This window comes from Microbispora sp. H13382, assembly GCF_014161445.1.
GTDB lineage: Bacteria > Actinomycetota > Actinomycetes > Streptosporangiales > Streptosporangiaceae > Microbispora.
The window spans coordinates 681,262-695,888 of the sequence record NZ_JABBXA010000002.1; the positions used below are offsets into that span (position 1 = coordinate 681,262).

Below are 14,627 nucleotides of genomic sequence, written 5' to 3' on the forward strand. Positions count from 1 at the left end.
ACCCGCTTATCCCGCCCTTCGCGCCTACCATGCAGCAGTGAACGGATATGGCCAGTTCTGCGCGGTCGCGCGTGCTCTGGAACTGCTGGGCGAGCGGTGGACACTGCTGATCGTGCGGGAGTTGCTGCTCGGCGCGTCAACCTTCACCGACATCCGCCGCGGCCTGCCCCGCATTCCGCGAGCGACCCTGTCCGCGCGACTACGCGCACTACGCGCGGCAGGCCTTGTCGACAACGATTACCGGCTCACGGAGGCGGGCACCGCCCTGGCTCCGGTGGTGCGGGAGCTGGCACGATGGGCGGTCGCCACCGACAGCGCGGCCCTGACCGAGGACGATCTCGACACAGCCGCGCTGACCTGGGACATGCAACGCCGGGTGGACGCCGCCGCCCTGCCCGAGCGCACCGTCGTACTCGCGATCGAGTTCACCGACCGTCCGCCGGCCGACCGCAGATACTGGCTGCATCTGTCCCGGGTGAGCGTCAACCTGTGCCGGCAGGACACGGGAGCTCCCGTCGATGTCTGGCTCACATCCCCGACGGAAGCGGCGACCCGGTGGTGGCTCGGTGATCTCTCCTGGGCCGAGCTATTGCGGCAGCCGGGAGTACGCGTGCACGGTGACCGAGCCCTGGAGCGCCAGATGCACCGCTGGTTCAAACGCTATGTGTTCACTCCCGAAGCCCTCGGCCTGGAGCAGCCCTCCCCTTCCCGCTGATCGTGGCGGCGGCCGATGCCCGGTAAGCGATCGCAGGCGTGGGCCGGATCGTCACACGGACCGTCACACGGCCCGCGTGTTCGCTGAGGTCAACGGTCGCCGACGGCGGCGACGCGGTCCAAGGAGGATCTGATGACGAGCACGACGGTCGATTTCGCATCGATCAAGCAGGCGCAGCGGACGGGCTGGCAGACCGGCGACTACACGCGGGTCGGCCACACTCTGCAGATCATGGCCGAGCTGCTGGTGGAGTCGGCAGACGTACGGGCCGGGCAGCGGGTGCTGGATGTCGCCTGCGGACAGGGCAACGCGGCGATCGCGGCAGCCCTGCGGTTCGCCGAGGCCACGGGCCTCGACTACGCCGCCAACCTGCTGGAGGTGGGCCGGAGGCGGGCGGCGGTCGAGCAGGTGCCGGTGACCTTCGTCGACGGCGACGCGGAGAACATGCCGTTCCCCGACGGCTCCTTCGACCTGTCGCTGAGCACCGTGGGCGTCATGTTCGCGCCGAATCACCAACAGGCAGCGGACGAGCTGGTGCGGGTGACGGCAGTGGGGGGCAAGATCGCACTCGCCTGCTGGACCCCGACCAGCATGGTCGGTCAGATGTTCAAGACAGTGGCGAAGTGGGCGCCGCCGCCGTCCGGGGTACGTCCGCCGGCCCTGTGGGGCACCCAGGAACACCTCGACGAGCTCTTCGGGGAACGCGTGGAGTGGATCGGCTTCGCCAAGCGGGAGTATGTGTTCCGGTATCACTCGCCCGAGCACTTCTCGGAGTGGTTCCGTGAGTTCTACGGGCCCATCACCAGGTTGGCCGGCACGCTGTCGGAGAAGGATCTGGACCAGTTCTCCGGAGACCTCGCCCAGGTCGCCCTGCACCACAACCGCGTCTCCGACGGGACACTGGTCGCTCCCGCGGAGTACCTCGAAGTGGTCGGCGTTCGCAGGAGCTGATTCGACTCAAGACGTCGGCCTGATGCCTCCCCCGGGGCGTGAATCACAAGCGGAGGGTGCCGCATGTTGATGATCCGGCTAGTGGGGCCACCGGCTGTCGAACGGGACGGCGCGGCGGTCCGTCCCCCCAGAGGCCGTAAGACATGGGCGCTGCTCGCCTACCTGCTGCTGGCCGAGCGTCCACCGAGCCGTAAACGTGTGGCCGAGCTGCTTTTCTGCGACGCCAACGACCCGTTGGGAGCGCTGCGGTGGACGCTCGCCGAGCTACGCCGGGCTTTCGGCGACGTGATCAGCGGCGATCCCCTTGTCACCCGGCTCGTTGACGACGTGAGGGTCGACCTTGACCTGCTCACCGACGAACACGCCGACCCGGCGTCGCTGTTGCTGTTCAACGGTGAGCTCCTCGAAGGTGCCGAGCCTGCGTCGAGCCCGGAGTTCGATTCGTGGTTGTCGGTGGAGCGGCACCGCGTCTCGGCACTGGTGGAGGGGCGGCTGCGGCAGGTCGCGGTCGGCCTGCTGGCAGCGGGGCGAGCGGGTGAGGCGATTCCCTACGCCTCGCGCGCCGTGGCGTACAACCCGCTGGAGGAAGGCAACCACGAGTTGCTGGTCCGAACCTTGACGGTGGCGGGAGATCGAAGCGCGGCCCTGCGCCAGATCGCGGTATGCGAGGACATCCTGCGACGCGAACTCGGAATCGAGGCCTCCCCGGCGCTTCGGGAGGCGGCGACCGCGGTCCCGGGTTCTCCGATGGCGCTGCCGTTGAGCGGCCGGGCCGCGGCCTCCAGCCAGCTCGACGCCGGCCGGGCCGCCATCGTGGCCGGGGCGGTCGACGCCGGCCTCCAGTGCCTGCGACGGGCCGTGGCCGAAGCGGCTCGCTGCCGGGATGCCGCCCTGCAGGGGCGTGCGCTGGCAGCCCTGGGAGGTGCGCTGGTCCACGCGGCGCGGGGCCGAGACGAGGAAGGGACGGTCGTCCTCCAGGAGGCGATACTGCTGGCCACCGGCGCGGGCGACCGCGCCACCGCGGTGACCGCGCATCGCGAACTGGGCTTCGTCGAGGTCCAGGCGGGTCGGCTGAAGACCGCTGACGCCTGGCTTGCGAAGGCCCAGGCGCTCGCCGAGACCGACGAGGAGCTCGCCGCGATCCTCGGGGTTCGTGGCATGAACGCCTCCGACCGCGGTGACTACCCGGCCGCCTTCCAGGCTTTGCGTGAGTCGGTGGAGCGGGCCACCGGCTGCGGTGACGACCGTCAGCAGGCGTGGTCGTTGTCGATCCTGGCGCGTGCGCACCTTCTGCGCGCTGAGTACAGCCTGGCCACCGCCGCGCTGACACGCTCCCTGGATTTGGTCCGGCAACAGCGCTGGATGGCGTTCCTTCCCTGGCCGCAGGCCCTGCGCGGCGAAGTCGACACCTGCCTCGGCGACGTCGGCGGCGCAGCCGATCGGCTCGAACAAGCCTGGGCGCTGGCCTGCCAGGTCAACGACCCGTGCTGGGAGAGCATGGCTGCCCGCGGTCTCGCCGTGCTCAACGCCGGCAGGGGCGACCACGTAACCGCCACCAAATGGTTCGCCGAGGCGACGTCCCGGTCCACCCGGATGCCCGACCGCTACCAATGGGTGCACGCCTACGTGCTGGACGCCGCGATCACCGCGGCCCTGGACCACGGCGCGACGGATCGAGCCAGGCGACTGGCCGAGACCCTGGCCTCGCTGGCCGCCCGGTGCGACATGCGCGAACTCGTGGTGCGTGCCCACGTCCACCGATACCGGCTCGGCGACCGGACGGCGCTCACAGCCGCCCGACTGCTCGGCGCGGACATCGACAATCCCGCGTTGACCCGGCTGCTCGACGATCCCGCGTCGACACGATGAGGCGGACGACGAGATCGCGAGTCCGGTCCGACGGCGCGGGTGTCACGCCCCATCAGTTGAAAAGCCCGAGAGGCCGGAGTGCGGCGCGGGCAACGTGAACGAACACGGGAGACGAACATGAAGGCATCAAGGGGAAGACTCGTCCGGCTTGCCGCGTCCGCCACGGCGTCGGCACTGAGCCTGGCACTGCTGCCCACGACACAGGCGAGCGCCGCCCAGGCCGGTCGCTGCGAGCTGACGTGGCGCTACCCCAAGAGCTACTCGAAGGAATACGTGGAACTGACCGTCCGCTGCCTTCCCAACAACGCCGGTGACACCATATGGAAGGTCAACCTCTGGGCGGACGACACGGTCGGCGACGACCTCATCGTCTCCTACCCGGCCCAGTGTGCATTCCCCGTCCCGTATCCGGTCACGAAGGAGATCAAGTGGACCGTTTACGCGGAGTACTTGGACGAAGACCTTCTCGACCGTGACGAGGTGTACCTCGGGGTGTGGTTCAGGAACGCCGGCGGCAACACGTACGGAATCCAGACGAACACGATTGCGGGTTGGTGGGGTAAAGCCGTCGACACCGGCTTCGGGCCGCCGAAACGGACGACGCTCGGCTGCTAGAGGGAGGGTCCCGCGATCTTGCGTACGGGCTCGCGATCATCGCCGTGCTTCTACGGGCGGTGGCGGGGAGGGAGTTCGTGGTCGAATCGTTCATCCACCTCCTTCGGCAGAGGAGACGAAGACGATGAACGATCGATCCCTTGAGGAGACCAGGGAGTTCTTCGCCGCGAAGGCGGCCACCTGGGAGGAGAAGTATCCCGACGACGGCCCGGCCTTCGCCGCCGCGATCGCCGAGATGGCCCTGCCGGCCGGAGGGCTGGCCCTCGACGCCGGCTGTGGAACGGCCCGCGCCTTCCCCCTGCTGCGGAAAGCGGTCGGGGCGGCAGGGCGCGTGGTGGGCGTCGACGTCACCCCGGAGATGATCCTGTCGGCCCGCGAACGGGGGCGGGGCGACCACGGCCGGCTGCTGGTCGCCGACGTCGGGCGGCTTCCGCTCCGCGACGGCGTGGCCGACGGCGTGCTGGCGTCCGGGCTGATCTCCCATGTCCTCCAGCCGGTCACCGTGCTGTCCGAGCTGGCCCGGGTGACCCGGCCCGGCGGAAGGCTGGCGCTGTTCCACCCCGTGGGCCGGGCGGTGCTCGCGGCGCGGCGCGGCCGCGCCCTGACCGCCGGCGACGTACGGGCCCAGCACAACCTCCGTCCCCTGTTGGACACCGCCGGGTGGACCCTGGTCGACTACCACGACACCGATGAGCGTTATCTTGCGCTTGCTCGCAGATGAGAGATGGAAACGGACTATGGCAGTGCTTTTGCGAGCAAACAAAGGTCGCCAGGTTGGCGACTGCGGCGTAAGGTGGTGCCGGTGACGATGTTCCGGATCAGCGAAGCCGCCGCGGTGCTCGGGGTCAGCGCCGACACCGTACGGCGTCTCGTCGACGGAGGGCGGCTCGCCGCGCACCGCGACGAGAACGGCCACCGCCTGATCGCCGGCACCGACCTCGCCGCGTTCGCCCGGGCGCAGACCGAGGCGGACGAGCGCACCGGGGTCTCCTCGGCGCGCAACCGCCTACGCGGGATCGTGACCGAGGTGATCAGGGACGCGGTGATGGCCCAGGTGGAGATCGCCGCCGGGCCGTTCCGCGTGGTCTCGCTGATGAGCCGTCAGGCGGCCGACGAGCTCGGCCTGGAGCCGGGGGTGATGGCGGTGGCCGTCGTCAAGTCCACCAACGTCGTCGTCGAGATCCCCGGCCACGCGCGCGTCGCGAGTCAGTAGAAGGAGCTGTGGTGCTCACACGTCTGTCCCTGGCCGCAGTCCTCGCCTCGGTGTTATGCCTGACGGCCTGCGGCTCCTCCTCGGGTACGGCCGCTCCCGCGTCCGCAGGTGGGGGTTCGCCCTCGCTGACGGTGTTCGCCGCGGCGTCCCTGACCGAGACGTTCACCGAGCTGGGCAGGCAGTTCGAGAGCACCCACTCCGGCACGAAGGTCACCTTCAACTTCGGCTCCAGCGCGACGCTGGCACAACAGGTCACGCAGGGCGCTCCCGCCGACATCTTCGCCGCCGCGAGCCCGGCCACGATGAAGACGGTCACCGACGCCGGGCTGGCCTCCGCGCCCACCGTGTTCGTCAGGAACACGCTCCAGATCGCCGTCCCCGAGGACAATCCGGCCAAGGTCGCGTCGCTCGAGGACCTGACCGACCCGAAGGTCAAGGTCGCCCTGTGCGCCGAGCAGGTGCCCTGCGGCGCCGCGGCGGTCAAGGCCCTCGACGCGGCCGGCGTCAAGGTCACCCCCGTCACCCTGGAGCAGGACGTCAAGGCGACGCTCACCAAGGTCAGGCTCGGTGAGGTCGACGCGGCGCTCGTCTACCGCACCGACGTGATCGCCTCCGGTGGGAAGGTCAGGGGCATCGACTTCCCCGAGGCCGGTCAAGCGGTCAACGACTACCCGATCGCGGCGCTCACCAAGGCGCCCGCACCCGACCTGGCCAGGCAGTTCGTCGATCTCGTGCTGTCGCAGCAGGGCAGGGACGTGCTGACCAAGGCCGGTTTCCAGGCGCCGTGACCGGGCCCGTACGAGTGCGGGGCCCACGGGCGCGCATGCCGTGGCCGCTTCTGGTGCCCGCGCTCGTGGGCCTGGCCTTCCTGGTCCTCCCTCTGGCCGGGCTGCTGGCCCGCGCCCCCTGGCAGTCCCTGCCCCAGCGGCTGGCCGAGCCGCTGGTGCTGGAGGCTCTGCGGCTCTCCCTGGTGACCGCGACCATCGCGACCGCGGTCTGCCTGCTGCTCGGCGTGCCGCTGGCCTGGCTGCTGGCCCGTACGACCCTGCCGGGCAGGCGCGTGCTGCGGGCCCTGGTCACCGTGCCGCTCGTCCTGCCACCGGTCGTCGGCGGCGTCGCGTTGCTGCTGGTGCTCGGCCGCCGCGGGCTCGCCGGGCAGTGGCTGTACGACGCCTTCGGCGTCTCCCTGCCCTTCACCACCACGGGAGTCGTCGTCGCCGAGGCGTTCGTCGCCATGCCGTTCCTCGTCATCGCCGTGGAAGGGGCGCTGCGCGCGGCCGACCAGCGCTACGAGGAGGCCGCCGCGACCCTGGGAGCCTCCCGCTGGACGGTCTTCCGCCGCGTCACCCTGCCCATGGTCGCCCCCGGCGTGCTGGCGGGGGCCGTCCTGTGCTGGGCCCGCGCACTCGGCGAGTTCGGCGCGACCATCACCTTCGCCGGCAACTTCCCCGGCCGGACGCAGACCATGCCGCTGGCCGTCTACCTGGCGCTGGAGACCGATCCGGACGCCGCCATCGTGCTCAGCCTGGTGCTGCTCGCGGTCTCGGTGATCGTGCTGGCCGGGCTGCGCGACCGTTGGACAGGTACGGCATGAGTCTGCACGCCCACCTTGTCGTCGAGCGTCCCGGCTTCCGCCTGGACGTCGAACTGCGGGCGGCGGCGGGCGAAGTGGTCGCGCTGCTCGGCCCCAACGGCGCGGGCAAGACGACCGCGCTGCGCGGCCTCGCCGGGCTCACCCCCCTGAACGGCGGACGCGTCGAACTGGACGGCGCGCAGGTGCACCGGCTGCCGCCGGAACGCCGCCGGATCGGCGTCGTCTTCCAGGACTACCTGCTGTTCCCGCACCTGTCCGCCCTCGACAACGTCGCCTTCGGGCCGCGGTGCCAGGGTCTCCGCAGGGCCGCCGCCCGCCGCGTCGCCGCCGACCTGCTCGACCGTGTCGGCCTCGCCGGCCACGCCCACGCCCGGCCCGCGCACCTGTCCGGAGGGCAGGCGCAGCGCGTCGCACTCGCCCGCGCGCTGGCCGTACGGCCCCGACTGCTGCTGCTGGACGAGCCGCTGGCCGCCCTCGACGCCCACACCCGTCTGGAGATCCGCGCCGAACTCCGCCGTCACCTGGCCGCCTTCGACGGCGCGACCGTCCTGGTCACCCACGACCCGCTCGACGCGATGGTCCTGGCCCACCGGCTCGTGGTCGTCGAGAACGGCGCCGTCGTGCAGACCGGCACCCCGGGCGAGATCGCCCGCCATCCGCGTACGGACTACGTCGCCCGCCTCGTCGGGCTCAACCTCTACCGGGGCGAGGCCGACGGAAACCACGTCGCCGTGGGCGAGGTGCGCTTCAGCAGCGCCGAACGCCTGGCCGGGCCCGCTTTCGTCGCCTTCCCGCCGTCCGCGGTCGCCCTCTACCGGACCCGTCCCGACGGCAGCCCCCGCAACCTGTGGAAGGCCACCATCGACGGCATCGAACGGCACGGCGACAACGTCCGCGTCCACCTCCACGGGCCGATCGCGCTGGCCGCCGACGTCACCCCGTCGGCCGCCGCCGACCTCGATCTCACCCCCGGCCAGGAGGTCTGGGCCGCGGTCAAGGCCACAGAGACCCACGTCTACCCGGCCTGAGCCGGCTCCGCCCTTGCCTTGACGCCTGCGGCAAGGTTCTAGCGTGATCGCGAACACCGGCCCGAGGAGCCTCGATGAAATTCGCGATCGCCTGTTCCACCGCCGGCGGGCTCGACCCCGACAGGCTCGTGACCTATGCCCGCCATGCCGAGGACTGCGGCTTCGAGGGGCTGTACCTGCCGGAGCACATCGTGCTGTATCCCGGCGCCGCGATCGGCTCCTTCGAGATCCCGCCGACGCTGCCCTATCCCGATCCGCTCGACTGCCTGAACTTCGTCGCGGCGGCCACGCGACGCCTCCTGCTCGGCTCGGCCGTGCTGCTGCTGCCGTACCACCACCCGGTGGTCCTGGCCAAGCGCCTGGCGACCATCGACGTGCTGTCCAAGGGACGGATGCGGCTGCTGACCGTGGGGCTGGGCACCCTGCCCGGCGAGGCCGAGGCGGCGGGGGTCGACTTCGGCACCCGCGGACGCCGTGCCGACGAGGCCATCGACGTGCTGCGGCTGCTGTGGGAGGGGGACGAGAAAGGCGTCAGCTTCAGCGGCGAGTTCTTCGGCTTCGACGACGTGTGCAGCTATCCCAAGCCCTATGACGTCACCCATTTGCCGATCCACGTGGGCGGATCGAGCCGGGCCGCCGCGCGCCGCGCCGGGCGGCGCGGCGACGGCTACTTCCCCGGCGGCGCGCTCACGCCGGAGGAACGCGCCGTCCAGTGGGAACTGGCCCGGACGGCGGCCGCCGAGGCCGGTCGCGATCCCGATGCGCTGGAGTACACGCGCTGGGGGTCGATCGACATGTCCCCGGAACGCGTCGAGACGTACGCCGCGCAGGGCGTGACCCGCATCGTCGTCAGCCCCTCTGCCACGGAACCGGAGCGGCAGCGGGATGAGATGTCCGCGTTCGCCCAGCGGTTCGGCCTACCACGTACGGCCTGAAGGGGGAGAGGCCGGTCACGCGTGCGCGTGGTCGCGTCGTGTGCCCGGCTTCTGCCCCTCGATCAGGAACCGCGGAGACGACCGACGAGCTGGTTGCGGCTGCGCACGCCGACCTTCGCGAAGATCGATTTGAGGTAGTCCTGAACGGTGTAGGCCGACAGATGCAACCGATCGGCGATCTCGGCGGTGGAGCGGCCGGTGAGGACCTCCTCGCACACCTCTCGCTCCCGCGGGGTCAGGGCGTAGGAGGTCAGTACGATGCCGATCACCTCGTCGGCGGCCACCGGTTCGACGGTGATGAGCACCCGTTCGGCCGGCGAGTCCAGGGCCATCAACCGCGCGGCGCGGAGCGCGACCCAGGTTCCCGAGATGTCACGCATGCGGGCGTACGCCGTGCCCGTAGGGGAACCGGGCAGCGTGGCGGCCACCGCGTGCAGTGCGACGTCGAGCCAGCCGGGGCGTGTCGCCTGCCAGGTCTCCAGCCATTCGAGGGCGGCGGGCGTGGCGCCCTTGAACTCGCCGCCGGCACCGAGCACGATCACGACCGGCCCGCCGGAGCCCGCACTGGTGCCGGGCATCCTGCTCCTGTTCGCCGTCCGCAGCGCTATGCCAATGAGCGGAGCGGCCGAGGCCAGGAAGTCCGCCTCGGCCGTGGAGAAGTCGGGTCCGTCAGGGCCGCGCATCAGGCCGGCGACCCCCCAGCAGGCACCGTCGCTGACGAAGGACGCGCGCAGATCGAAGGCCACCCCGATGGACTTGTAGAGCTCGTTGAAACGCCGACTGCGCATGACCTCGCCGAACGGCAGGTCGGAGAGCCGGGAGACGGTGACCTGGCTTCGCGCCAGGTCGGCGAAGCTGTTTCCGTCAGAAGGACCGTACTCGATCTCGGCGAACAGCGCCTCCTGCTGTCTGGAGGGGTTGAGGTCGACCGTCACAGAACCGGTGGGGAGCATGGTCTGGGGGTCCACAGCCGCCCAGCAGGTGGCGTCGTACGGCACGACCCTGCCGACCACGTCGACCGCCTCCTGCTGGACGTCGGCTGGGCTCAGGCCGGTCGCCGCGAGGGCGGACAAGGCGCGCCTGGCCTCGTGGGCCCGTGCCTGGTTCACCATGGTCCCAAGTATCGAAGAGTCCGCCGCCGGCCACCATCCCAGATTCCTGGGGGTGCCGGCCGGGCGAGATCACCCTTCGCGTGGGATGGAGCGCAACCGCACCTGGTTCTTAACGTGAGAGCGCAATGCGGTAGCAGCAGGGACCGCAACCCCAATGCCACGGAAGGAGATTCGATGTCCCAGCAGGTTCACCACAGCCTTGCCGGCGAGGGCAGGGAGCTGTTCACGGTCGACAGCACCGCGACGGTGAAGGTCGGCGCGGAGCACACCGATGGTGAGTACGAGTTGTTCGAGATCGACGGCGAGCGAGGTAGCTTCGTCCCGCCGCACCGGCACCCCTGGCCCGAGTCGTACTACATGCTGCACGGCAGGATGTCGGTTCAGGTGGGCTCCAAGCGGTACGAGATAGGCCCCGGCGAGTCGATCACGGTCCCCACCGGTGCCGTGCACACCATCGAGGTGCGCAGCAAGGCCGCGAAGTTCCTGGCTTTCAGCCTGACCGACGGCACCGGAAAGCTCTTCGCCGACCTCGACGCGAACGTTCCCCCTGGGCGCGCGATGGAGGAACTGGCTCCGCTCATCACCGAGATCGCTGAGCGGAACCGGACCACCTTCATCGGCCGTCCCGCGCAATAGCCCTCTCATTCAGGCCGGCCGAGGAGGCCCCGGCCAGGGGCTTCCGTCATTCATGGAGGACATCATGGACTTCCGGCTACTCGGTGAGACGGCGGTGCTGGCGGACGACGGCACGTCACTCGATCTCGGCCACAGAAAGCAGCGTGTGGTGCTCGGCGCGCTGATGCTCAGGGCAGACAAGACCATCGACATCGAGCAGCTCATCGACGCGATCTGGCCGGAGACCGCGAACAGGCGCGTCGCCGTGTGCAGCCTGCACGCGTACGTGTCCAAGCTGCGCCGGATCCTCGAGCCGGGTACGGAGCGACGCGGCGACTACGAGATCATCGCCAGGCGTCCGAAGGGCTACCGCCTGACCGTCCGGCAGGAGTGCCTGGACATCGGACGGGTGCACATCCTGGCGCGGGAGGGCCGCAGGCTCTTCGCCGCGGGCCACAGCGCGCAGGCGTCGGCCGAGCTGCGTAAGGCACTCGCCGAGTGGCGCGGTGAGCCGCTGGAGGATTTTCCCGACGGGCCATGGATCCGCGACGAGGCGCACTACCTGGCCGAGTTGCACAGGGGCCTCATCGAGGACGCGGCGGAGGCGGATCTGGCACAGGGGCTCGGCCCTGCGCTGGTCCCCGAACTGGGACGGCTGCTGGCGGCCTTCCCGCACCGGGAACGGCTGCGTGCGCTCACCGCGCACGCGCTCTACCAGGCGGGCCGGCAGGCGGACGCGCTGTCCCTCATCGCCGAAGGACGCAGGCAGATGGTCGAGGCCTTCGGGCTCGACCCCGATGCCCGCATCCGCCTGATGGAGGATCGGATCCTGCGCCAGGATCCCTCGCTCACCCCGCGGCAGGTAGTGCGGCTGCACGGCAACAGCCGTGCGAGGGTGCGGCGTCAGGCGACCACCAGGCTCACTCCGAAGGTGTCGGCGACATCGCCACAGACGGACACTCTGCCAACGAGGAAAGGGGCGCTGTCATATGTCACTACCTGTTCCATCCCATGATGTCGTGGTGGTACGAGAGGCGGAGACCGAGATCCTCACAGTCGCCCAGGTGACCGGGCGACTGTATGCCGACAGCAGTCAGGTTGGGGGAGCTCTCAGCGCTCAGCGGATCACCCTCGGGCAGGGAGCCTCGGGAGCGTCGCCGCACCATCACACCAGGGCCAGCGAGCTCTTCTACGTCCTGCAGGGGGCGGCCGAGATCCTCACCGGAGATCGCGTCCTCACGGCGGAGCAGGGAGACCTGGTCGTGGTCCCACCCCGCGCCGTCCATGCCTTCGCCGCCGCCCCCGGAACCGAGGCCGATCTGCTGATCGTCGTCACGCCCGGAATCGAGCGCTTCGAGTACTTCCGCCAACTGCAGCGCGTCGCCAAGGGCGAGGCCGCCTTGGAGAGCATCCTCGACACCCAGGACCTCTACGACAACCACTTCGACGAAAACCAGGTCTGGCAGCAGCACCTGCTCCGGCGCGCACGACCCTTCCCTGTGTCCGTCAGCTCACGCGGTGCGGACGAGGGACCTGGGCGAATGTCGAGAGCCTGAACCACCGTGGCAGAGCGCGGCGTAGCGCCTCCGGGCCGTGCACCTCGACAGCGCCGGAGCGGAGGGCGTCGGACCAGGTGAGATCGCCACGCCAGATCTCGGTCATCCGCCGCAGGCCCACGGTCACCTGCACCGTCAGCGGATAGCCGGGATCGTCGTCGCATACGTCGACATCGCCGGGAGTGATGACCATCCACCAGTCGCGGGTGTGCACCGGGGCGTCGGGAAAGGTGAACTGCACCACCGTCCGCTGTTCGGGGATGACGTCGTGGTCGACGTTTCGGTGCATGTCCCACAGCAGCAGATGTGGATCGAGGTCCTCGTCGCCGAGCTCCGGAATCCAGCGGATGCCCCAGGCGCCCAGTGCCTCCACTATCGGCTGCAGTTCCTGCCCGGCCGGGGTGAGCAGGTAACGCACCCGGTTGCCGTCGGGACGGCGCTCCAGAACACCGGCCCGCTCCAGCCGGTTGAGCCGCCTCGACAGCAGAGAGGGGGACATCCTCGGCACCCCGCGGCGCAGCTCGTTGAAGTGCCGGCTTCCGGTGACCAGCTCCCGGATGATGAGGAGCGTCCAGCGCTCGTCGAGTAGCTCCATCGCCTTCGCGACAGGACAGAATTGTCCGTACGAGGATCCCACGCCGATCAGCGTAACCCTGAGACGAAATCACCAGGTGGTACAAATCTCGTACTAGGGGAGGGCGTCCGGCGTTCTTACTGTCGATTCATGACGTTCACGATCAACCCGATTCAGCACGACGCCGACGTGGTCGCACTGGCCGCCGAGGTCGGCCTGAAATGCGCGCCGAGCGAGGCGGAACACGACCTGAACGCGTCCTTCGTCGCCGAGGGCTACCGGGCGATGCAGGATCGCGGTTACCTGCGGCTGGCCGTACCCACGGAATTCGGCGGCCTGGGTGCCGCACTGCGTCAGGTGGTGCTGGCCGAGGGCGAGCTCGCCCGTCATGCCGGATCGGCCGCGCTGGCCTCCGCCATGCACCTCTACATGACCCTCGTCCAGTGCTGGCGGCACCGCCGGGGCGCGCCGGACGCCGAAGGCGCGTTGCGCCGGATCGCCGCCGACGGCCTGATCATGGCCACCAGCGGTGGATCGGACTGGGTGTGCCCGACGACGACGGCCGTCGAGGTCGACGGCGGGTACCGGTTCACCGGACGGAAGTCGTTCTGCTCGCAGGCGCCGGTCGCCCACGTCATCTCCACCTCGGCCGTGCTCGGGGAGCCCGGACCCGACGCCGAGGTGCTGCACGCGGGAGTACCTCTGTCCAGCCCCGGCGTGTCGCTGGTCGAGACCTGGGACACGCTCGGCATGCGTGGCACCGGCAGCCATGATCTCGTGTTCGACGACGTGTTCGTTCCGGCGGACAAGATCCTCGGTCGCCGGCCGTACGGAAAGCTCGCGGGCCCGCTGCTGGTCGCCGCCATCCACTTCGCGCCCGTCGTGAGCGCGGTGTATCTGGGCATAGCGCGGGGGGCGTACGACGAGGCGCTCCGCGTCCTCGGCGCGCGTGCCGGAGACCCGGCTCCGGCGGTGGTACGTCAGCTGGGAGAGATGGACGCCCGCCTGCGGGTGGCCTGGTGGGCGCTGCTCGCCGCCGTCGAAGAAGTCGGGGACGATCCGCCGGCGGACGAGCCGACCTTGATCACGCTGATGGTGGCCAAGCGGCACGCCGTGTGTGAGGCGAAGGCCATCGTCGACCTCGCCCTTGACGTCGTGGGAGGTTCCGCCTTCTTCCGAACCTCTCCCTTGGAACGGGCATACCGGGACGTTCGCGGCGGTCCGTTCCACCCCCTCACGCCCGAGGCGACCTTGGCTCTGGCCGGCACCGCCGCACTGGCCGACGCGCGGCGTACATCGTGATCGTTGTCCTTCTCGCCGAGATCACACGGCCCTGCCGGTTGCGGCCGGCGGTCCACCGATCAGGGTCTTGACCTGCAACTTCCGAGTCGGAGGTGGCGCGATGAGGGGGAACATGTACCGGCAGGCCTCGCGCTCAAGTGGGTGCGTGGCCTGTCGGCTGAATGCTCTTGGTAGCGGTGGAGCGGCATGCGTTCGCTCATCCCGATGAACCGATACTCCGGATCGCGTCGGTGCGTCATGATCGGATGCGATGAGCAGCAGTGGAGGGGACTCCGATCCTGCCACGGCCTCCGTCTACGCCGAGATCGCTCATCGCCTCGGCTGGCTGGAGCTGGATCGGGCGCTGCCGGCGGCGGAGTTCCAGCGGTTGAGCGCCCACATCGGCGAGTGGGTGGCGCGGGACCGCACGTTGTCCGAGGTTCTTGAGACGTTCGGGCCCCCGTCGCTGTGGGTCGGCGGAACCAACCCGTTCTACTCCAAGACCCTCGCCTACGTCACCGCCGATCGCGACGACGACGTGATCTGCCTTCACCTGTGGAACGCCTTCG

Annotated in this window: 16 protein-coding genes; 14 read left to right on the forward strand and 2 right to left on the reverse strand. The window is 70.0% G+C overall.

The features are described from left to right. Nucleotides 1–37: 37 nt before the first annotated feature. The 10 genes from HHX41_RS07065 (at nt 38) to HHX41_RS07110 (ending at nt 8,920) form a co-directional block, all read left to right on the forward strand. Nucleotides 38–715, forward strand: a complete 678-nt coding sequence (locus HHX41_RS07065) for a winged helix-turn-helix transcriptional regulator (RefSeq protein WP_182905254.1) — start codon at nt 38–40, stop codon at nt 713–715. 132 nt (nt 716–847) lie between these two features. Next, entirely contained in the window at nt 848–1,666 is an 819-nt protein-coding gene (locus tag HHX41_RS07070) for a class I SAM-dependent methyltransferase (protein WP_182905255.1), read from the forward strand. Nucleotides 1,667–1,747: 81 nt separating this feature from the next. Continuing rightward, nucleotides 1,748–3,535, forward strand: coding sequence for a BTAD domain-containing putative transcriptional regulator (locus tag HHX41_RS07075; protein WP_182905256.1), 1,788 nt, complete (start codon nt 1,748–1,750; stop codon nt 3,533–3,535). Nucleotides 3,536–3,652: 117 nt separating this feature from the next. Beyond that, nucleotides 3,653–4,150, forward strand: coding sequence for a hypothetical protein (locus tag HHX41_RS07080; RefSeq protein WP_182905257.1), 498 nt, complete (start codon nt 3,653–3,655; stop codon nt 4,148–4,150). A 124-nt stretch (nt 4,151–4,274) separates the two neighbouring features. After that, entirely contained in the window at nt 4,275–4,871 is a 597-nt protein-coding gene (locus HHX41_RS07085) for a class I SAM-dependent methyltransferase (RefSeq protein ID WP_169989062.1), read from the forward strand. A gap of 81 nt (nt 4,872–4,952) precedes the next feature. Then, a complete protein-coding gene (locus HHX41_RS07090) occupies nt 4,953–5,363 on the forward strand; it encodes a molybdopterin-binding protein (protein WP_182905258.1) in 411 nt (136 codons plus the stop codon). An 8-nt stretch (nt 5,364–5,371) separates the two neighbouring features. Next, nucleotides 5,372–6,151, forward strand: a complete 780-nt coding sequence (gene modA / locus HHX41_RS07095; protein WP_182905259.1) for a molybdate ABC transporter substrate-binding protein — start codon at nt 5,372–5,374, stop codon at nt 6,149–6,151. 35 nt (nt 6,152–6,186) lie between these two features. After that, entirely contained in the window at nt 6,187–6,957 is a 771-nt protein-coding gene (gene modB / locus HHX41_RS07100; RefSeq protein WP_182905260.1) for a molybdate ABC transporter permease subunit, read from the forward strand. Continuing rightward, nucleotides 6,954–7,985 carry an ABC transporter ATP-binding protein gene (locus tag HHX41_RS07105; RefSeq protein ID WP_182905261.1) on the forward strand — a complete coding sequence of 344 codons (1,032 nt, stop codon included), beginning with the start codon at nt 6,954–6,956 and terminating at the stop codon, nt 7,983–7,985. The genes modB and HHX41_RS07105 overlap by 4 nt, the downstream gene beginning before the upstream one ends. Nucleotides 7,986–8,059: 74 nt before the next feature. Then, nucleotides 8,060–8,920 (forward strand): TIGR03619 family F420-dependent LLM class oxidoreductase, encoded by an 861-nt coding sequence (locus HHX41_RS07110; protein ID WP_182905262.1) that lies wholly within the window; start codon nt 8,060–8,062, stop codon nt 8,918–8,920. Nucleotides 8,921–8,982: 62 nt separating this feature from the next. Here HHX41_RS07110 and HHX41_RS07115 read toward each other — a convergent pair whose 3' ends face one another. Continuing rightward, nucleotides 8,983–10,032: a helix-turn-helix transcriptional regulator gene (locus HHX41_RS07115; RefSeq protein ID WP_182905263.1), complete on the reverse strand. Its 1,050-nt coding sequence runs from the start codon at nt 10,030–10,032 to the stop codon at nt 8,983–8,985. Nucleotides 10,033–10,206: 174 nt separating this feature from the next. Here HHX41_RS07115 and HHX41_RS07120 point away from each other — a divergent pair, with 174 nt between their 5' ends. The 3 genes from HHX41_RS07120 (at nt 10,207) to HHX41_RS07130 (ending at nt 12,203) form a co-directional block, all read left to right on the forward strand. Then, complete coding sequence (locus tag HHX41_RS07120) at nt 10,207–10,668, forward strand: cupin domain-containing protein (RefSeq protein WP_169989068.1); 462 nt, start codon at nt 10,207–10,209, stop codon at nt 10,666–10,668. A gap of 64 nt (nt 10,669–10,732) precedes the next feature. Beyond that, nucleotides 10,733–11,662 (forward strand): AfsR/SARP family transcriptional regulator, encoded by a 930-nt coding sequence (locus HHX41_RS07125; protein WP_182905264.1) that lies wholly within the window; start codon nt 10,733–10,735, stop codon nt 11,660–11,662. Nucleotides 11,663–11,666: 4 nt separating this feature from the next. Beyond that, on the forward strand, nt 11,667–12,203 hold the full coding sequence (locus HHX41_RS07130; RefSeq protein ID WP_310741810.1) for a cupin domain-containing protein: 537 nt from the start codon (nt 11,667–11,669) through the stop codon (nt 12,201–12,203). Here HHX41_RS07130 and HHX41_RS07135 read toward each other — a convergent pair. Then, nucleotides 12,154–12,798, reverse strand: coding sequence for a helix-turn-helix domain-containing protein (locus HHX41_RS07135; RefSeq protein WP_220503770.1), 645 nt, complete (start codon nt 12,796–12,798; stop codon nt 12,154–12,156). The genes HHX41_RS07130 and HHX41_RS07135 overlap by 50 nt on opposite strands. Nucleotides 12,799–12,927: 129 nt before the next feature. Between HHX41_RS07135 and HHX41_RS07140 the strand changes: the two genes are divergently transcribed. Then, a complete protein-coding gene (locus tag HHX41_RS07140) occupies nt 12,928–14,079 on the forward strand; it encodes an acyl-CoA dehydrogenase family protein (protein ID WP_182905267.1) in 1,152 nt (383 codons plus the stop codon). Nucleotides 14,080–14,627 lie beyond the last annotated feature (548 nt).